Raw genomic sequence first — 18,165 nt, 5'->3', positions numbered from 1 at the left:
TCCATACAAATTATGAATACTCCTAAAATATCATTTCAGATAAACCATTCATTCTATATAATACTTTTATTGGTTCTGTTATTTTCCGCTTCCGCGAAAGCGCAAATCCAGAAAGTAGAACCGCCATTTTGGTACGCAGGAATGAAAAATCCGGAACTACAAATTATGTTCTACGGAAAAAACATTGCACAATATGAAACTTCGGTTTCAAATAATGTGGTGATTAAAAATGTTGAAAAAACAGAGAATCCTAATTACCTTTTCGTTACTATTGATACACAAAACTTAAAAGCTTCAGAATTGGTTTTCTCTTTCAAAACCAAAAACAAAGTTGCCTTTACGCAGAAATATTCTCTTAAAGAAAGAAGAGCAAATTCGGCTAACAGAAAAAGTTACGATGCATCAGATATGATGTACCTGATTATGCCGGATCGTTTTGCTAACGGAAATCCTAAAAACGACAGCGATGCCAGTTTAACCGAAAAAGGAAATCGTCAGGATCCAAGCGGACGTCACGGCGGAGATATCGAAGGAATTATCAAAAACCTGGATTATATTTCATCTCTTGGCGCAACTACAATTTGGAGTACGCCTTTATGCGAAGACAATGACAAACAACATTCGTATCATACTTACGGACAATCTGATGTTTACAAAATAGACCCGCGTTACGGAACAAACGACGATTATGCTCGCCTTTCTGCAGAAATGCATAAAAAAGACATGAAACTTGTTATGGATTACGTAACCAATCACTGGGGAATTACACACTGGATGATCAAAGATTTACCAACAAAATCATGGATCAATCAATTCGAAAATTATACCCAAACACATCACCGTCGTGAAGTTATTACAGATATTCACGCCTCAAAATTAGATCAGGAAGTTTGTGTAGACGGATGGTTCGTGCCTTCGATGCCGGATTTGAATTTAAGAAATCCTTTGGTAGCAAAATATTTAACTCAAAATGCAATTTGGTGGATTGAATTTGCCAATCTTGACGGTTTTAGAGTAGATACTTATAACTATTCTGATGCTGCTGCAATGGCAAATTGGGCAAAATCTATTACGAATGAATATCCAAACTTTAATATTGTTGGAGAAATCTGGATGCACAATCAGGCGAATTTAGCCTATTGGCAAAAAGACAGTAAAATTGGAGCAATCGAAAACTACAATTCGAATTTACCAAGCGTAATGGATTTTACGCTGCAAGATCAGATTGGTTCCGCTTTTAATGACGATAATGCAACCTGGGATAACGGAATGATTAAATTCTACAACAATTTTGCATTAGATTATTTGTATCCAAATACAAATAACATTTTAGTTTTTGCTGAAAATCACGACACAGACCGCATCAATCATACTTATAAATACGATTTTACGAAATACAAAATGGTCATGACTTTATTGGCAACCGTTCGCGGAATTCCACAATTGTATTACGGCTCAGAAATTGGAATGGGCGGTGATAAAGGCAAAAGTGGCGATGCTGATATTCGTCAGGATTTTCCAGGCGGATGGGCCGGAGACAAAAACAATGCGTTAACCGCAGGTGGAAGAACTGCTGAACAAGCTAAATTCTTCGATTTTACATCAAAATTATTCACTTGGAGAAAATCGAATGAAGCCGTTCATTTCGGGAAAATGACACATTACATTCCGGAAAATAACATTTATGTATATTTTAGATATACAGATGCTAAAACGGTTATGGTCGTTTTTAATAACAATACAACGCAACAAGTAGTTAAAACAAATCGCTTTAAAGAAAACATCAAAAACTTTAAATCAGGAAAAGATATTTTGACTGGAAAAACATTCGATTTATCATCTGAAATTTCTTTAGAACCAAAATCAGCTATTGTTTTAGAATTAGAATAAATTTAAAAATAATATTTTCCGCCATGAATTCACGAATTATGTTTTAGAAAAATTCGTGAATTCGTGGCGGTTTTTTTTGATAACTATGTGTAAATGATGTATCATTTATTTTTCACCTTTTCAAAGAGAATAAAATCTATATTTCTATGTGTTCAAAATTTACACTCAGAATTTCCGCCACAAATTCAAGAACTATATAAAACAATAATTAGTGAATTCGTGGCGGTTTTTTTTGATAGCTATGTGTAAATGATGTATCATTTATTTTCACCTTTTCAAAGAGAATAAATCTATGTTTCTATGTGTTTAAATTTTACACTATACATTTTCCGCCACAAATTCAACAACTATATCAAACAATAATTCGTGAATTCGTGGCGGTTTTTAAAATTATATGCTTTCCTTTCTTTATCTTTAAGATTCTTTGCATGTAAAGACGCACTACGCTGTGCCTCGACAATAAATAAATCTGAATGAATAAAGACAATACTTCAAAAAACCCTTTCGTTTGGGAAGGCGCAAACATATATTTTTTACTTACAGACCGTTTTTATAATGGAAATTCTTCGAACGATATCCATTTTAACCGAAATAAAACTCCGGGAAAATTACGTGGTTTTGAAGGTGGCGATATCATCGGAATCATTAAAAAAATCGACGAAGGTTACTTTGATCAATTAGGAATAAATGTAATTTGGCTTACACCAATTGTAGAGCAAATTCACGATGGCGTTGATGAAGGAACCGGACTTAGTTATGGATATCATGGTTATTGGGCCAGAGACTGGACATCATTAGATCCAAATTTTGGAACCAAAGAAGATCTGGCAAATCTGGTCAAAAAAGCCCATGAAAAAGGAATCCGAATTATGCTTGATGGCGTTATCAACCATACCGGACCAGTAACTCCTGAAGATCCTATCTGGCCGGAAGAATGGGTTCGAACAGGTGTTGTTTGTGATTACAAATCATTCGAAAATACAACAATGTGTACTTTAGTAGACAATCTTCCGGACGTAAGAACCGAAAGTAATCAGAATGTTGCATTGCCTTCTTTTTTAATCGAAAAATGGAAAAATGAAGGTTGCTATGATAAAGAAGTTGCCTCATTAAACGAGTTTTTCGAGAGAACAAAATATCCCCGATCCCCTAAATATTACATTATAAAATGGCTAACCGATTATATTCTGGAATTTGGAATTGATGGATACAGAGCTGATACAGTAAAACATACAGAAGAAAATGTTTGGCTAGATTTTAAAAAAGAATGTGATTATGCATTCGAAACCTGGAAAAAACACCATCCTTTAGAAATTTTAGATCAAAATCCGTTTTATACAATTGCAGAAGTTTACGGTTACGGAATAAGCGGCGGACAAGATTATGATTTTGGAGACAGAAAAGTAAATTATTTTCAGAATGGGTTTAATAGTATGATCAATTTTGAGTTTAAACTAGATACTCAAAATGATTATGAAGTTATATTTTCGAAGTATTCGAACAAACTTCAAAATGAATTAAACGGTTACAGTATTCTTAATTATATATCCTCACATGATGATCCGGATCCTTTTGATGCTGATCGTAAAAGAACCTTTGAATCCGGAACCAAATTATTACTTTCTCCCGGAATATCTCAGGTTTATTATGGTGATGAATCCGGACGTTCTCTCGTAATCGAAGGCGCAGAAGGCGATGCTACTCTGCGATCTTTCATGAATTGGGATGATGTTCAAAACAATCCTGAAACACAAAGTATACTTTTGCATTGGCAAAAATTAGGACAATTCCGCAGAAATCATCCCTCTGTTGGCGCAGGAATACATAATATGATCTCTGAAAAACCTTATATTTTCTCCAGAAGTTATACCAATCAAAATTATAAAGATGAAGTCATAATTGGTTTAGATCTTGGTATTGGTTTAAAAGAACTTCCGGTAGAATCTATTTTTAAAGACGGTACCAAATTAAAAGATGCTTTCTCAGGAAAAGAAACAGAAGTTCAAAATGGCAAAGCAATTGTTGATTCTGAATTTGGACTTGTTTTATTAGAAAGCATTTAAACGCAGAGAAATTTATTCGAAAAGTTTTTAGCCACAGATTAAAAGGATTTTTAAAATCTGTGCTAATCTTTTTAATCTGTAACTAACTTTTTTTGTAATCCTAGCGGCCTTTGCCTAAAACTTTGCGACCTTTGCGGTTAAAATCTTCACACATGCTAAAAATAGCTCATCGCGGTGCAAAAGGATATGAACCTGAGAATACTCTAAAGTCCTTTCAAAAAGCATTGGACTTAAATGCTGACGGAATTGAACTGGATGTTCACCTTAGCTCTGACGGACATATTATAGTAATTCATGACGAAACAATCGACAGAACAGCCAACGGAAAAGGTTCTGTAAATGCTTTTTCTTTGTCTGAATTAAAGACATTTTTGATTGATGGAAAATATCAAATACCAACTTTAAATGAGGTTTTTGATTTAGTCGACAAAAAATGCCTAATCAATATAGAACTAAAAGGTTTAGGAACTGCCAGTAAAGTCGCTGCTTTGATCGAAGAATATATTGCTGATAAAAACTGGAATTACGGACATTTTATCGTTTCAAGTTTTGATTGGGATTTACTACAGGAAACATCAAATCTAAATTCAAATATTGCAATTGGAGTTTTGACAGAAGAAGATCTGAACAAAGCTTTGGCTTTCGCCGAATCAATAGAAGCACACGCCATTCATCCGGATTATCAATTATTGAATCCTGAAAATGTTGAGGAAATACAAGAAAAAGGTTTTATGGTTTTACCCTGGACAGTAAATACAACAGAAGACATTCAAAAAATAAAAAACTATAACGTAGACGGAATTATCTCTGATTTTCCGGATAAACTATAAAGTGTAATAGCCACGAATTCACGAATTATTTTTTGACAATGTTTGAGAATAAAAATTCGTGAATTCGTGGCCAAAACTCTTGTGACAAAAAATAAAATATGATCAAAAATTTCGATATAATCATTGTTGGCGGAGGCGCTGCAGGTTTTTTTACCGCTATTAATATTGCAGAGAAAAATCCAAAACTTAAAATTGCCATTTTAGAAAGAGGAAAAGAAGTACTCTCTAAAGTTCGTGTTTCCGGCGGCGGAAGATGTAATGTAACTCACGCTTGTTTTGAACCTAACGAATTGGTGAAATTTTATCCACGTGGCGAAAAAGAACTTCGCGGTCCTTTTCATCAGTTTTGTTCCGGAGATACAATCGAATGGTTCGAAAAACATGGCGTTGAACTTAAAATCGAAGACGACGGACGAATGTTTCCAGTTTCTAATTCATCACAAACTATTATTGATTGTTTTCTGGAAGCAACCGGAAAACTAGGCATTAAAGTATTAACAGGTCAAAGCGTACAATCGATCTTTAAAGCTGAGAATCATTGGAAAATTGATACACAAGATGAAAATTATGCTACTGAAAAATTAGTGCTTGCAACAGGAAGTAATCCTAAAATTTGGGAAATGCTGCAAACACAAGGACACGCCATTGTAAGCCCTGTCCCTTCCCTATTTACCTTTAACATAAAAGATTCAAGAATAAAAGAATTACCCGGCGTTGCGGCACAAGTTACCATAAACGTAAAAGATACCAAACTCGAATCGACCGGACCTTTATTGATCACACATTGGGGAATGAGCGGTCCTGCGATTTTAAAACTTTCGGCTTGGGGCGCTCGTACTTTATTTGATAAAAACTATCAGTTTACGATTTATGTAAATTGGTTAAATGATGTTGAAACCGAAGATGCAGAGAAAGTCCTAAAAGACCTGAAACAAGAACACGCTAAAAAAGCCGTTTCTAAAAAATCTCCTTTTGACTTCCCAAATCGTTTGTGGGAAAGTTTGGTTTTGGCATCAGCAATTGAAGCCGAAACAAAATGGGCAGATTTGTCTAAAATTCAATTACAAAACTTAGCGGCTCAACTCACAAAAGCCGAGTTTAAAGTAAATGGGAAAAGTACTTTTAAAGAAGAATTTGTAACTGCCGGAGGAATTGATTTAAAAGAAATCAATTTTAAAACCATGGAAAGCAAACTGCATCAAAACTTATATTTTGCCGGAGAAATTGTTAATATTGATGCGATTACCGGAGGTTTTAATTTTCAGAATGCCTGGACAAGCGGGTTTATTTTAGCTAATAATATTTAATAGAATGAAATACAAAGGAATTATTTTTGATTTAGACGGAACGTTAGTAAATTCATTAGAAGACATTTCAGATGCAATGAATACTGTTCTTACAGGTTTAAATTACCCTACTCATACTTACGACACTTATCAATATTTTATTGGAAGCGGTTTACGCAATCTTGTTAGCAAAGCGTTGCCGGCATCAAACAATTCTGAAGATCAAATTGCAATTTGTTTTGATTGCATGGTTAATGAATACCGAAAAATCTGTACGTTAAAAACGAAACCATACGAAGGTATTATCGAATTATTAGATAATTTACTTTCACGAAATATCAAATTAGCAGTATTTTCAAACAAAGCCGATGAGTTGACCAAAAAGATTGCGGCAGAAATATTTCCTGATTATTTTGATACTGCAATTGGTTTAAGTACAGAAGAACTTAAAAAACCAAATCCGTTTGAAGCGGTAGCAATAAGTAAAAACTGGAATTTAAAACCCGAAGAAATCCTTTTTGTTGGCGATTCAGATATTGATATGCAGACCGCTATAAATGCTAATATGTTTCCGGTTGGAGTTTCCTGGGGTTACAGAACCGAAGAAGAATTGAAAACAAATGGTGCAAAGCTGGTACTGAACAACGCCTTGGAACTAATTGAAATAATATAAAAAAGAAAAGTTTCTGCGATTGAGATTATAAATCGCAATAACAGACTATAAAATATCCAAAATCGAATTAACAAGAATTTACAGATTCGCTAAGTTTTCATTAAGACTATTCTAATAATTTTACTGAACTAAATGCCATTAAATGAAAGTAAAATTACTTACTACAATTTCCCTTCTTGCCTACCAAATTTCTATTTCTCAAACAGAAAAATTACTTCACGGAAAAGTTCTTTCCAATAATAATCCGCTTAATAAAGTTGAGGTTATCAATAAAACGGCAAAAACCAGCACAAGAACAAATGATCTGGGAGGATTTGCTATTCTGGTTCAGGCAAACGACAGTTTGTTATTTTTCTCTAAAGATTATTTTTTTACAAGATTAAAAATAACTCCTCAAGTTATTGATCAGGACAATCTTACTGTAAATATGACTATCAAAGCCGAAGAATTAAAAGAAGTAATAGTAACCAATATAAAATTTGATAAAATAAGCACTTCTCAAAAAGATATCGATAATATAAAATTTACAAAAGACAACCAATCTTTACAAAAATATACTGGCGTAAACGACGGAACAATTGCAAATGGTATGGACTTTGCCCGAATGGGAACCGGACTTTTTAATTTATTTAAAAAAGACAAACAACAAGAACTCAAAAAGAAAACTTCAGAAACTGGTTTCAAAAAATTAGTAGCAGCATCGATTCCTTATGCCTTTTTCACTCAGGAATTAAAATTAAAGCCCGAAGAAAAAGATCTCTTTATTGATTTCTGCGATGCTGACCCAAGATCTGCAAAACTTTTAGAAAACAATAATATATTGACCACAATGGATTTTTTGTATGCTAAAAATGAGATGTTCAAAAAAGCAAAGGCAGAATCCGGAAATTAAAAAACTACCTGTTCAACCACCAAATACTTGCATTCAAAATCCCTGCAAAAGCAACCCATGCCATGTAAGGAATTAATAAATATCCCGCAGTTTTGTTTATTTTGGTAAACTTTAAATAAGTTTCATAAATCATCAGCCATAATAATGCAATTTCGATTAAAGCCAACATTGGATTTTTTAGTCCAAAGAATATATACGACCAAATAGCATTCAATGTCAATTGAATCAAAAAGAATCCTAGTGCAACTTTTACTTCTTGGTTTTGTTCCTTTATTTTATCCCAAACTAATCCGGCAGCAACCGCCATTAATATGTATAATAGTGTCCAAACCGGCATAAAAATCCAATTTGGCGGATTAAAAGCAGGTTTTACAAGCGTTGGATACCAACTTTCAACACTTGGTCTTGTTACGACACTTGCAGAATACCCAACCATTAAACAAATTACTAGCGCTATTATGATTTTGACTACCTTATTCATTCTATTAAATTTTATCCAAAAATAGTTAAAAAGAAAGGTTAAACCATATAAACACTACAAGTTCATTTTAGTTTATATTTTCTTATATAACTTATATGGTGAAAATATTTAAAAACTATCTTTGCCAAAATTTTATAATTCATGTTTAAAGCAACTGATTTTATTCCAAAAAAATATACTTCAACGATCGAAAACGGAAACTTTGAATGGAGCGCTCCCAGCAATATTGCATTAGTAAAATATTGGGGAAAAAAAGACAATCAAATTCCGGCAAATCCTTCGGTAAGTTTTACACTTAATAATTGTAAAACCATTACAAAGTTGGTTTTCTCTAAACGATACACCGCAGCTCCTTTAAGCGAAACAAATAATGGCTTCTGTTTTGATTTATTATTTGAAGGAAAACCAAAAGAAGATTTTAAACCTAAAATTCAGAAGTTTTTAGAACGAATTGAAGTTTATTTGCCTTTTTTGAAAGCCTATCATTTTACAATCGACACACAAAACACATTCCCACACAGTTCCGGAATTGCTTCTTCGGCTTCAGGAATGGCAGCTTTGGCAATGAATTTTATGAGTTTAGAAAAAGTGCTAAACCCTGAAATGACAGAAGATTATTTCTATCAAAAAGCATCTTTTCTGGCTCGTTTAGGCTCAGGAAGCGCTTGCCGAAGCGTGAAAGGAAATGTTGTTGCCTGGGGAAATCAAGCAAATATAAAAGGAAGTTCAGATTTATACGGAGTTGAATTTCCATATGCTATTCATGAAAATTTCAAGAACTATCAGGATACCATTTTATTGGTAGACAAAGGCGAAAAACAAGTTTCGAGTACCGTTGGACATGATTTGATGCACAATCATCCATATGCCGAAAGACGTTTTGCTCAGGCACACGAAAATCTCGATCAATTGATTGCTATTTTCGAAAACGGAAATTTAGACGAATTCATTAAAGTGGTCGAAAGTGAAGCTTTGACATTACACGCTATGATGATGACATCGATGCCGTATTTTATTTTAATGAAACCAAACACATTACAGATCATAAATGCAATCTGGAAATTCAGAAATGAAACACAAATTCCGGTTTGTTTTACGCTTGATGCCGGAGCAAATGTTCATGTACTTTATCCCGAAAACGTTAGCGGGAAAGTATTACAATTTATTCAGGACGAATTAGTTGTATTTTGTCAGAATCGTCAGTACATTTGCGACCAAATTGGAGACGGTGCAATTGCATTATAATTTTCCGTATCTTTATATGTCAGAATACCTTTTTTAGCTAAAAAATTATGAATAGTGCAACTATAAAACTTTACGATTTATTTAGAAAAGAACTTAATCTCGACGAGGCAAAGGCTAAAGAATTTGTTGAAGCAATTGACAGAACCATTAGCGAAGAAATTAGACAAGACAAAAATGAAATTGCTACCAAAGATTTCGTAAAAAAAGAAATTACAGAAGCAAAAAATGACATGATAAAATGGTTTGTTGGTCTGTTTTTTGCTCTGGCCATGATGATTATCGGATTATACATTAAAGGTTAATAAACGAAGAAAAACTTCTTCCCCAAATTAAAGAAAGACATTAAATAAACATGAAAGGACCATTATTTTACTCAAAAATATTACTCTTTGGAGAATACGGAATCATCCGCGACTCGAAAGGACTTTCTATTCCTTATAATTTTTATAATGGTGCATTGAAGAAATCCGAAGAACCTTCGGCAGAAGCAATCGCATCAAACGCAAGTTTAAGACGTTATACAACTTACCTTGAAAATTTACAAACGGAACAACCGGAATTGGTTGCTTTTGATTTGGTAAGTTTAAAGAATGATGTTGAAGCCGGAATGTATTTTGACTCAAGTATTCCGCAAGGATACGGAGTTGGTAGTAGTGGCGCTCTTGTTGCTGCTATTTACGATAAATATGCTACATACAAAATAACAGTTTTAGAGAATTTAACTCGTGAAAAACTGTTACAACTTAAAAATATTTTTGCTCAAATGGAGAGTTTTTTCCACGGAAAAAGCTCTGGTTTAGATCCTTTAAACAGTTATTTGAGTATTCCAATATTAATTAATTCTAAAGATAATATCGAAGCAACCGGAATCCCGACTCAAAGTTTTGACGGAAAAGGTGCTGTGTTTTTATTAGATTCTGGAATTGTTGGAGAAACTGCACCAATGGTAAACATTTTCATGGAAAACCTAAAAGACAAAGGTTTCCGTGCGATGCTTAAGAACCAATTCGTTAAGTATACTGATGCTTGCGTAGAAAACTTTTTACATGGCGACATGAAATCGTTGTTTATGAATACTAAAAAGCTATCAAAAGTAGTTTTAAACAACTTTAAGCCAATGATACCGGAACAATTTCATGGTATCTGGCAAAACGGAATCGACACAAATGATTACTATTTAAAACTTTGTGGTTCTGGCGGAGGTGGTTATATTCTAGGTTTTACTGAGGATCTAGAACGTGCTAAAATATCTCTAAAAGACTATAAATTAGAGGTTGTTTACCAATTCTAAAGTTAAATTGCTAAAAAACTAGCCTATTGAATATGCTTTCTTAGAATTATCACCGTAAAAGTTATTTAATATGAAAAGTATTTTAAAGATTATCAAAACAACTTTTTTAGGAGGAATTCTGTTTTTAGCTCCACTTGTTTTATTATTGGTTATTCTTGAAAAAGGATACCATATCATTCAGAAGATTACACTTCCGATAATAAATTATTTTCCGAAAGTGAAAATTCTGGGATTGACAATTGAAGAAATTGTCGCGATCTTAATCATATTTATTATTTGTATAACTGCCGGATTAATTGCCAGAACAGCTCATGCAAAAAAATTGATTCAAAAACTGGAAAACGGAATTTTAAGTTTCGTTCCCGGATATTCATTTATGAAAGGCATAAATGAAAGTATAATGGGTTTTGAATCTAATGAAAACTTAAAAGTTATCCTCGTTCCTACAGATGCAGGACTGCAATTTGCTTTTTTGATTGAGCAAATAAACGAAAACAATTTTGCGGTTTTTATTCCGGACGCACCAAGTCCGTGGAGTGGTTCTGTTTGTTTTGTAGAAAAAAAAGATATCACAGAAGTAGGAATTTCTCAAAAAGAAGCCTTAGCTTGCATTCGAAAACTTGGCCTTGGTTCTGCAGCATTACTAAATGACAAACTTTAATGTTTGCTTCAAACCCTATTTTTAAACAAGCCTTTAATTAAAATCCCAAACTAACTTCAAAAAATGTTAAGCAGACAGCACAAACTTTTAGTAATGAAAATTGTTAGTCTGTTCTCAGTAGTGAGAGGCTATAATATTCCGATTATTGTTTTGGCACAATATTTATCTGCTATTTTTATATTGGCTCCGGAAAAAAGAGCGCTTGATATTTTACTAGATTTCAATTTATTCTTAATCGTTTTTGCTTCGGCGATTACGATTGCTTCAGGATATATTATCAATAACTTTTATGACAGCCAGAAAGATTTAATCAATAGACCCAACAAATCAATGCTGGACAGGTTAGTTAGTCAAAAAACAAAACTTTCAGTTTATTTTACATTAAATTTTATTGCCGCTTTGATGGCTTTAATTGTTTCCTGGAGAGCTTTTATATTCTTTTCAGCATATATTTTTCTGATTTGGTTTTACTCCCATAAAATAAAGAAATATCCAATTGTTGGCAATTTAACGGCTGCTTTTATGGCTGTAATTCCTTTTTTTGCAATTCTTTTATATTTCTATAATAAGATTTCATTTGAAGAGATTGAAGATCATATGAGCCATTTCATGGTAATTTCAGCACATGCTGTTTTCTTGTTCTTGCTATTACTAATTCGGGAAATGATAAAAGATCTTGAGAATCTTAAAGGTGATTTGGTTAACAATTACAGAACGATTCCGATAATTTATAACGAAACAGTTTCTAAACAAATCATTACCGTTTTGACCATTTTAACCGTAATTCCGGTTTATATCTTAATCAATATTTATGATGTGGGCTACATGGACATTTACTTTTATGTATGTTTTGGGGTTTTATTATTTTTCTTAATCTATTTATGGGGATCAAACTCAAAACAACAATTTTTACTTTTGCACAATGTGTTGAAATTTTTGATTGTTTCAGGTGTTTGCTGCATCGTTTTAATTAATCCGAGTGTTTTGTGGCACGGAAAGAATTTACTTTTAAAGTCTTAGATAATTGCCCAAGGATTTTATTGGTTTTACTGGTTTTCGCTGTTTTTTTGTTTGAAAGGACTGATAACAGAATTACACAAAGCTTAAAAAAACCCAGTGAATCTTTATGAAATTATTTGTGAATCTTTGTGGTAAAATCCTCCTTTAAAAATGTCTAAAAAAAGCCAATTGCCTGAAAAATAGCCCCGATTGCGTGGAAATCCTTTTGTTTTTTTCCTTTAAAAAAACAAAAGATTGGAACAAAAGCGGGGAAACATGCCTAAAAAAAGCCAATTGTACTGCTCCTGCAAGTCCAAAAAATAATAGCTATTAATCTAAGAACAATGAACTTAGGATTATTTAGCAAGAATAAACTATCTTTGCACAAATTACAGAATTTATGAACAATAAGGAAGGCAATAATAAAAGAGGTGGTTCTAGGCCAAATAGCTCTAGACCAAACTCTAACAAGCCAAAACCTCCTATGGCGAAGCGCGCTCAAGGGCCAAAAAAAGTGAAACCTGCTGTTAAGGCTGCGGAAGAAGAAGCGGCGCAAAAACTTAAAAAACAGAATCAGGCTCCAAAAAGACAAAAAGCTGCAGACGAAATTCGTTTGAACAAATACATCTCTAATTCTGGTGTTTGTTCCCGTCGTGATGCTGATATATACATTCAGTCTGGAAACGTTAAAGTAAATGGCGTACCGGTAACTGAAATGGGCTATTTAGTTAAATTAAACGATGTTATTAATTTTGATGGCGTTGTTCTGACTCCTGAAAAGAAAGAATACATCTTACTGAACAAACCTAAAAACTTTACTACAGCTCTTGACGAAGGTCAGGAATATCGTAACGTTCTTGAACTTGTTCGTGGTTCTACAACGGCAAAAATTGCCCCAATTGGAAGAATGGACAAAAACACAACTGGTTTGTTGTTGTTTACGAATGATACGGATATGATTCGTAAATTTACTTTACCGAGTCAGAAATCATCAAAAATCTACCAGGTTTCTCTAGATAAAAATCTAAAATTTGAGGATTTAGAAAAAATAAGCAAAGGTCTTGTTCTTGACGGGCACCGAGTGTTTGTTGAAGAGGTTAGTTATATCGAGAAAGAAGCAAAAAGCGAAGTAGGTCTTAAATTGCGTTCATCGAATGTAAAAGTGGTTCGTGCGATTTTCGAAAGCTTTGACTACGATGTTTTACGTATAGATCGTGTATCATTTGCCGGCTTAACAAAAAAGAATTTACCAAGAGGTAACTGGCGTTTTTTGACCGAGCAAGAAATTATCAATTTGAAAAACGTTTAAGAAACGTCTCAAAATTGATTTAAATATAAAATCCTGTTTTACTTTGTAAGATGGGATTTTTTTATTTTAGAAACTGAAAAAATTATGACCAAAAAGAGTGAAGATAGATCTGCCAATAGATTGGTTTTTTTCTTCGACTGATTCATAACATGAAAAACCAAGGATAATTTTGATTCCTGGTGGAATACTGTTCAAAATATCTCTTTTTTGATCGTCCAGAAGTAATTTTAGACTTTCTAGTAATTGAAGATTGTTTTTAAGATAAGAGGCAACTAATAAGGCTGAAAAATTAAGGATCTCTCTTGCTGTTTCACTTTTGATTCCGACTTCGTTTGAAATCATTTCTGAAATTCTTCCTTTTTTATTGGTGAAAATTTCTTTCAGTAAAGCGTTTCCTTCTAAACGATAACAATCATCTACTGATAAAATTCGACCGGATGTAAAATCGACTTCCTGATAAAAGGTGGAGTCTTCCTGTATTTGTGAAATAATCTCTTTACAAAAATCCGAATCCTCGGCCCTATTATACAAACCCATTAAAACTGTACCAATTGAAACATCAATTCCCTTGATTAAAAGAGCATCATTTTCAAAATAAAACTTGTTCAACTTTGAAACAACATTAGAAGAAATAAAACGTCTAAGTTCGATTTGTAGGTTAGGAGTCATACTTAAATTGTTTAAAATTATTTAAATCAGTTCAAAATAATCGACAAAGTGAGGCTTTTTATCGTTTATCAGGATAAAAATATAAAATATTTTAACATTTCCAAAAAACAAGTTAAATACTTGGGAGTTCAATTAACAGTTGTTTAAGTAAAAAATCTGCTCTAGCCAGTAAATATAACCCCTTAGTTATCAAATGAAAGTAAAATTATTTTTTTGTAAATTTTACATTTAAAACAAAAAATAAGAAAAAAGCTTAATAATTGTTACATAATTAAAACAAAAGGTTTCGATATTCCCATGTGACACTTAAAAATATGCCTAGAAAAACGACACAAAACATAAAATTAATAAAACTTGAAGCAAGAAAACCAAGCAAAGATCCGGTAGCCGCTTTTAGTGCACGTTTATGGTTTGTAGAATCATAAATTAATTCACCTACAAATGCTCCAACAAAAGGACCAATAATAACACCAAAAGGTATAGGGGCCAGAATACCAACAATTAACCCAATATTTGTACCCCAAATTCCATAGGAACTTCCGCCAAATTTCTTCGTTCCTTTTGCAGGAATTACATAATCCAGAACCGTGATAATAATCGTGATTAAAAGTGTAATGCCCAAAACCCAATAATTATTCTCGACTGCTTTTGTCATATACAACAACAATAAACCAACCCAACAACTTGACAAACCTGGTAAAACGGGTAAAAAGCTCCCAAAAATCCCCACAATCATGCATATAAAACCCAGTAATAACAATAGTAAATCCATATATTTTTTTGTAATTTTGTACTTACAAACTTTTAAAAAAAGCCAGTCAATGCGCAGACTTTTACAATTTGTATTATTTATATTTTTGATCATTTTGATCAACGATACCACCTATGCACAAACTAAAAAACTGTCTGTCGACGATCAGTTAATGCAGGATAGTATTTATAAAAGTAAGAAGAAAAAAGTTCTAAATTTTTCCATGAAAGAATTTGATACACTTTTCTTTGAATACTTTAATCGCAAAAATGACCCAAATGTTGTTTTAACTAAACAAGAATTTTATACTTATACGGTTCAAATCGCCACTTTTTCTGACAGATTATCATCTTTATATCCCGAACAAAAGGAAGTTGCTGCACAAAATAAAGAGAAATGGATGTCAGAAAGCTATGAAGATTATCTGCAATACAAAGGTTCTCAAAAAAAATAATCGTATTTTTATACTTTAATTATTTTATTCAATCAACATAAAAACCTTGAAGCAGTTTCTCCTTTTTTTTATTATCCTATTTTTCAATTCTTGTCAATATTTTGAGAAGCAGGTTCCATCTGAAAAAGAGTTACTTCAAAAAGAATTAAAATCAATCAACTGGAAAGAAGTCGACGAATATCCGTCAGTAGTAAATTGCGAAAAAATCGCTGATAAAAAACAACGACAACAATGTTTTTTTGCAGTTATGGCGCAGCTTATTCAGGAAAAACTAGACATCGATACGCTTTCAATATTATACCCGGAACTGGATACAATTGAAGTAAAAGTGACCGTTTTCCCAAATGCTACGATGAAATTCGAACCGCAATTTCCTAAAGATTCTGTCGCTTATGACACGATCAAAATCGACAGCATACTGCATGCCCGTTTAGTTGATTTTCCAAAAATAAATCCTGCTTTAAAACGCGGGCTTCCGGTAAAAACTCAGTTTATTCTGCCTGTTATTCTTAAAGCAAAAGGTAAGGAATAATTATTTTCCAAACCTTCTTCCCTTCCATTCATACGTCCCAAACAAACTATAAAAAGCCACAGTTGTACTAAAAAAAGGATACAATAAACTACTCAGCACCAAGCTTTTTATTCTGCTTTTTGATATAAATTGATTTGTGATATAAAGCAAAACAAAGTCGATTATAAACTTAAAAAAGACGAATAAAATAAAAAACGGATAAGGCCAGATTCCGAAAATAAAAAAGAAAAATCCAATTACAAAATTGAGGTTTCCTCCAAAAACCATCAATCCCAAAACCTTTCCAAAATTACTTTGATACGAAGTTGTTTTACTTGCCCAACGCACTCTTTGATAAAATAAATCTTTCCAGTTATCAGTTGGTTTTGTACTGACAATTGCATCTTTTGCCTTTAAATAATGAACTTCTGTTGGATATAAATTGGCGGCTTTTTGCAATAAAAAAACATCATCGCCACTGGCTATTTTATTATTTCCTTCAAATCCGTTTAAGTTTTCGAACAAGGATTTTTTATAAGCAAAATTGGCTCCGTTGCACATAAAAGCTTTTTTAAGTCCAAAACTTCCTATTGTTGCACCTTGCAAACTTGTTAAATCTAATTGTTGAAAATGATCCAGAAACGAATTCTCGCATTTATAAGTTACTGCGCCCGCAAGCATAGAAACATTATTTTGCTGAATATAATTATCAAATGTCAAAAGCCAGTTTTCAGAAACTAAACAATCAGCATCTGTCGTAATTATCCAATCAGTTTTTACATGTTGTATTGCAGTAGAAATAGCATCTTTTTTAGGCGAATTCGAAACCCGAATATTTTCTATTATTGAAACCTGAAACCTGAAACTTGGAACTTGAAACTTTTCACTAGAATTATCATCAACCAAAATCACTCTAAACAAATCCTGAGGATAATTTAAGTTCGAAAAACTCTTTAAAAGATTCGGCAGATTTTCAGCTTCATTCCGGAACGGAACAATAATTGTAAAATTAGTTTGTGGTTTTAGATTTTCATTTCTGTACTTTTTTACTTTGGAAAAACCATAAATAAGTGCTCCAATAGCAATTATATAAATTCCTAATATTGAGAATAAAACCCAACTCATTCTTTCGTTTTCGTTTTAAAATTCAACACATAATAAGCTCCCATAATTACGGGTAATACTACATTAAGAAACCACATCAAAGTACTGATAAAAACAACAATCCATTCATTTACACCCAACTTTCCGAAGAAATAAATGGCTACACTTCCTTTTACGGCAAAATCTAAAAACTGAAAAGTAGGCAATGAAGATGCTAAAAAGTAAACTGCAGCAATTGTAGCAATTAAAGTAAAATAAGGTAAATCGACATCAAAAGCTAAAAACAAAAAATAGTATTGGTGCGAGAAAACCAAATAACGCAAAACTCCTAAAAGAATATTTTTACGATGAATTGGTTTCGGAATTTCATTGATTTTATGAACTAATTTTTCGAGTGAATATCCTTTGATTTTTATTTTCTTGACCGAAAATAAAACAACAAAAAGCAATATAAAAATTCCAAACAAAACAGCGATCGTTTGGGTTGTAAGTACTTCATATTTTGTATTAAAATAAAGCATCCCGAAAATCCCGAAAATAACCGTTAAAATCATTTGGATTCCGTTACAGATCAAGTTCAGGAAGACTACTTTTTTAGCTTCTGATTTTTGGTAATACAATGCTTTTCCCGCATATTCCCCTACTCCGTTTGGCGTAAAAATTCCTGCCGTAAGTGCCGCAAGAACTTGTTTCGTTGCTTCTCCCAATGAAATTTCATGAATAACTTTGGCTAGATTCTTCCATTTCAAAATCTCGAAATAACGATTCAAAACACTTAAAAGCAATATAAACCCAATTCCTAAAACCGATTGATTTTTGCGAAACAGCGTAATAAACTTTTGCCAATCGAGTTTGTCATTATTCGCTAACTGATTATAAATAAAATAAAATGCACCACCTACAATCAAAAGTTTGACCAGAAGAACAAGGAATTGTTTAGCTTTGTGAGGAATTGAAATCATGTCGCAAAAGTAATCAATTTGACAGTGTGGCAATGAAAATGTACCAATTTGAAAATTAGAAAATGAATAGTTTCGTGCTTCAAAAAACTTGAAG

19 protein-coding genes are annotated in these 18,165 nt (G+C 32.7%); 14 read left to right on the top strand and 5 right to left on the bottom strand.

Going from position 1 to position 18,165, the window contains the following annotated elements:
• Positions 1-12 precede the first annotated feature (12 nt).
• From ASF10_RS01925 to ASF10_RS01900, 6 genes are all read left to right on the top strand, one after another.
• Positions 13-1,890, top strand: a complete 1,878-nt coding sequence (locus ASF10_RS01925; protein WP_056244678.1) for a glycoside hydrolase family 13 protein — start codon at positions 13-15, stop codon at positions 1,888-1,890.
• Positions 1,891-2,363: 473 nt separating this feature from the next.
• Positions 2,364-3,953, top strand: coding sequence for an alpha-amylase family glycosyl hydrolase (locus ASF10_RS01920; RefSeq protein ID WP_082472366.1), 1,590 nt, complete (start codon positions 2,364-2,366; stop codon positions 3,951-3,953).
• Positions 3,954-4,105: 152 nt separating this feature from the next.
• Positions 4,106-4,783 (top strand): glycerophosphodiester phosphodiesterase, encoded by a 678-nt coding sequence (locus tag ASF10_RS01915; RefSeq protein ID WP_056244675.1) that lies wholly within the window; start codon positions 4,106-4,108, stop codon positions 4,781-4,783.
• 98 nt (positions 4,784-4,881) lie between these two features.
• On the top strand, positions 4,882-6,090 hold the full coding sequence (locus ASF10_RS01910) for an NAD(P)/FAD-dependent oxidoreductase (RefSeq protein ID WP_056244674.1): 1,209 nt from the start codon (positions 4,882-4,884) through the stop codon (positions 6,088-6,090).
• 4 nt (positions 6,091-6,094) lie between these two features.
• Complete coding sequence (locus ASF10_RS01905) at positions 6,095-6,742, top strand: HAD family hydrolase (protein ID WP_056244671.1); 648 nt, start codon at positions 6,095-6,097, stop codon at positions 6,740-6,742.
• Between the two features lie 142 nt (positions 6,743-6,884).
• Entirely contained in the window at positions 6,885-7,634 is a 750-nt protein-coding gene (locus ASF10_RS01900) for a hypothetical protein (RefSeq protein WP_056244668.1), read from the top strand.
• A 4-nt stretch (positions 7,635-7,638) separates the two neighbouring features.
• Here ASF10_RS01900 and ASF10_RS01895 read toward each other — a convergent pair whose 3' ends face one another.
• Positions 7,639-8,115: a TspO/MBR family protein gene (locus ASF10_RS01895; RefSeq protein WP_056244665.1), complete on the bottom strand. Its 477-nt coding sequence runs from the start codon at positions 8,113-8,115 to the stop codon at positions 7,639-7,641.
• Between the two features lie 141 nt (positions 8,116-8,256).
• On the opposite strand from ASF10_RS01895, the gene ASF10_RS01890 reads away from it, so the two are divergent.
• The 6 genes from ASF10_RS01890 (at position 8,257) to ASF10_RS01865 (ending at position 13,620) form a co-directional block, all read left to right on the top strand.
• Positions 8,257-9,360 (top strand): diphosphomevalonate/mevalonate 3,5-bisphosphate decarboxylase family protein, encoded by a 1,104-nt coding sequence (locus ASF10_RS01890; protein ID WP_056244662.1) that lies wholly within the window; start codon positions 8,257-8,259, stop codon positions 9,358-9,360.
• 47 nt (positions 9,361-9,407) lie between these two features.
• The gene (locus ASF10_RS01885) at positions 9,408-9,662 is read left to right on the top strand and encodes a hypothetical protein (protein ID WP_056244659.1); all 255 of its coding nucleotides are present in this window, start codon (positions 9,408-9,410) and stop codon (positions 9,660-9,662) included.
• A gap of 50 nt (positions 9,663-9,712) precedes the next feature.
• Complete coding sequence (locus tag ASF10_RS01880; protein WP_056244655.1) at positions 9,713-10,651, top strand: mevalonate kinase; 939 nt, start codon at positions 9,713-9,715, stop codon at positions 10,649-10,651.
• 70 nt (positions 10,652-10,721) lie between these two features.
• Complete coding sequence (locus tag ASF10_RS01875) at positions 10,722-11,312, top strand: hypothetical protein (protein WP_056244651.1); 591 nt, start codon at positions 10,722-10,724, stop codon at positions 11,310-11,312.
• A 63-nt stretch (positions 11,313-11,375) separates the two neighbouring features.
• Positions 11,376-12,332, top strand: coding sequence for a geranylgeranylglycerol-phosphate geranylgeranyltransferase (locus tag ASF10_RS01870; protein ID WP_056244649.1), 957 nt, complete (start codon positions 11,376-11,378; stop codon positions 12,330-12,332).
• A gap of 379 nt (positions 12,333-12,711) precedes the next feature.
• The gene (locus tag ASF10_RS01865; RefSeq protein WP_056244646.1) at positions 12,712-13,620 is read left to right on the top strand and encodes a pseudouridine synthase; all 909 of its coding nucleotides are present in this window, start codon (positions 12,712-12,714) and stop codon (positions 13,618-13,620) included.
• Between the two features lie 66 nt (positions 13,621-13,686).
• Here ASF10_RS01865 and ASF10_RS01860 read toward each other — a convergent pair whose 3' ends face one another.
• Together ASF10_RS01860 and ASF10_RS01855 are read right to left on the bottom strand one after the other, a co-directional pair.
• The gene (locus ASF10_RS01860; protein ID WP_056244643.1) at positions 13,687-14,289 is read right to left on the bottom strand and encodes a DUF937 domain-containing protein; all 603 of its coding nucleotides are present in this window, start codon (positions 14,287-14,289) and stop codon (positions 13,687-13,689) included.
• A 271-nt stretch (positions 14,290-14,560) separates the two neighbouring features.
• Positions 14,561-15,061 (bottom strand): DUF456 domain-containing protein, encoded by a 501-nt coding sequence (locus tag ASF10_RS01855; RefSeq protein ID WP_056245551.1) that lies wholly within the window; start codon positions 15,059-15,061, stop codon positions 14,561-14,563.
• A 49-nt stretch (positions 15,062-15,110) separates the two neighbouring features.
• On the opposite strand from ASF10_RS01855, the gene ASF10_RS01850 reads away from it, so the two are divergent.
• Positions 15,111-15,494 carry a hypothetical protein gene (locus ASF10_RS01850; RefSeq protein ID WP_131726498.1) on the top strand — a complete coding sequence of 128 codons (384 nt, stop codon included), beginning with the start codon at positions 15,111-15,113 and terminating at the stop codon, positions 15,492-15,494.
• Positions 15,495-15,540: 46 nt separating this feature from the next.
• Positions 15,541-16,026 (top strand): hypothetical protein, encoded by a 486-nt coding sequence (locus tag ASF10_RS01845; RefSeq protein ID WP_056244637.1) that lies wholly within the window; start codon positions 15,541-15,543, stop codon positions 16,024-16,026.
• Here the strand turns inward: ASF10_RS01845 and ASF10_RS01840 are convergent, their stop codons facing one another.
• Positions 16,027-17,130, bottom strand: coding sequence for a glycosyltransferase family 2 protein (locus ASF10_RS01840; protein WP_056244635.1), 1,104 nt, complete (start codon positions 17,128-17,130; stop codon positions 16,027-16,029).
• Complete coding sequence (locus tag ASF10_RS01835; protein WP_056244634.1) at positions 17,127-18,071, bottom strand: lysylphosphatidylglycerol synthase domain-containing protein; 945 nt, start codon at positions 18,069-18,071, stop codon at positions 17,127-17,129. The genes ASF10_RS01840 and ASF10_RS01835 overlap by 4 nt, the downstream gene beginning before the upstream one ends.
• Positions 18,072-18,165: the final 94 nt, after the last annotated feature.

The sequence above is a fragment of the Flavobacterium sp. Leaf82 genome, assembly GCF_001422725.1.
Classification (GTDB): Bacteria; Bacteroidota; Bacteroidia; order Flavobacteriales; family Flavobacteriaceae; genus Flavobacterium.
Note: the sequence above shows the minus strand (reverse complement) of the source record. Positions and strands in the feature narration are given on the sequence as shown.

Coding starts and splice junctions, on each gene's coding strand:
- ASF10_RS01900 (WP_056244668.1), top strand. CDS start 6,885: ATGAAAGTAAAATTACTTACTACAATTTCCCTTCTTGCCTACCAAATT.
- ASF10_RS01855 (WP_056245551.1), bottom strand. CDS start 15,061: ATGGATTTACTATTGTTATTACTGGGTTTTATATGCATGATTGTGGGG.
- ASF10_RS01860 (WP_056244643.1), bottom strand. CDS start 14,289: ATGACTCCTAACCTACAAATCGAACTTAGACGTTTTATTTCTTCTAAT.
- ASF10_RS01920 (WP_082472366.1), top strand. CDS start 2,364: ATGAATAAAGACAATACTTCAAAAAACCCTTTCGTTTGGGAAGGCGCA.
- ASF10_RS01850 (WP_131726498.1), top strand. CDS start 15,111: ATGCGCAGACTTTTACAATTTGTATTATTTATATTTTTGATCATTTTG.
- ASF10_RS01875 (WP_056244651.1), top strand. CDS start 10,722: ATGAAAAGTATTTTAAAGATTATCAAAACAACTTTTTTAGGAGGAATT.
- ASF10_RS01840 (WP_056244635.1), bottom strand. CDS start 17,130: ATGAGTTGGGTTTTATTCTCAATATTAGGAATTTATATAATTGCTATT.
- ASF10_RS01905 (WP_056244671.1), top strand. CDS start 6,095: ATGAAATACAAAGGAATTATTTTTGATTTAGACGGAACGTTAGTAAAT.
- ASF10_RS01895 (WP_056244665.1), bottom strand. CDS start 8,115: ATGAATAAGGTAGTCAAAATCATAATAGCGCTAGTAATTTGTTTAATG.
- ASF10_RS01915 (WP_056244675.1), top strand. CDS start 4,106: ATGCTAAAAATAGCTCATCGCGGTGCAAAAGGATATGAACCTGAGAAT.
- ASF10_RS01910 (WP_056244674.1), top strand. CDS start 4,882: ATGATCAAAAATTTCGATATAATCATTGTTGGCGGAGGCGCTGCAGGT.
- ASF10_RS01890 (WP_056244662.1), top strand. CDS start 8,257: ATGTTTAAAGCAACTGATTTTATTCCAAAAAAATATACTTCAACGATC.
- ASF10_RS01870 (WP_056244649.1), top strand. CDS start 11,376: ATGTTAAGCAGACAGCACAAACTTTTAGTAATGAAAATTGTTAGTCTG.
- ASF10_RS01865 (WP_056244646.1), top strand. CDS start 12,712: ATGAACAATAAGGAAGGCAATAATAAAAGAGGTGGTTCTAGGCCAAAT.
- ASF10_RS01925 (WP_056244678.1), top strand. CDS start 13: ATGAATACTCCTAAAATATCATTTCAGATAAACCATTCATTCTATATA.
- ASF10_RS01880 (WP_056244655.1), top strand. CDS start 9,713: ATGAAAGGACCATTATTTTACTCAAAAATATTACTCTTTGGAGAATAC.
- ASF10_RS01885 (WP_056244659.1), top strand. CDS start 9,408: ATGAATAGTGCAACTATAAAACTTTACGATTTATTTAGAAAAGAACTT.
- ASF10_RS01835 (WP_056244634.1), bottom strand. CDS start 18,071: ATGATTTCAATTCCTCACAAAGCTAAACAATTCCTTGTTCTTCTGGTC.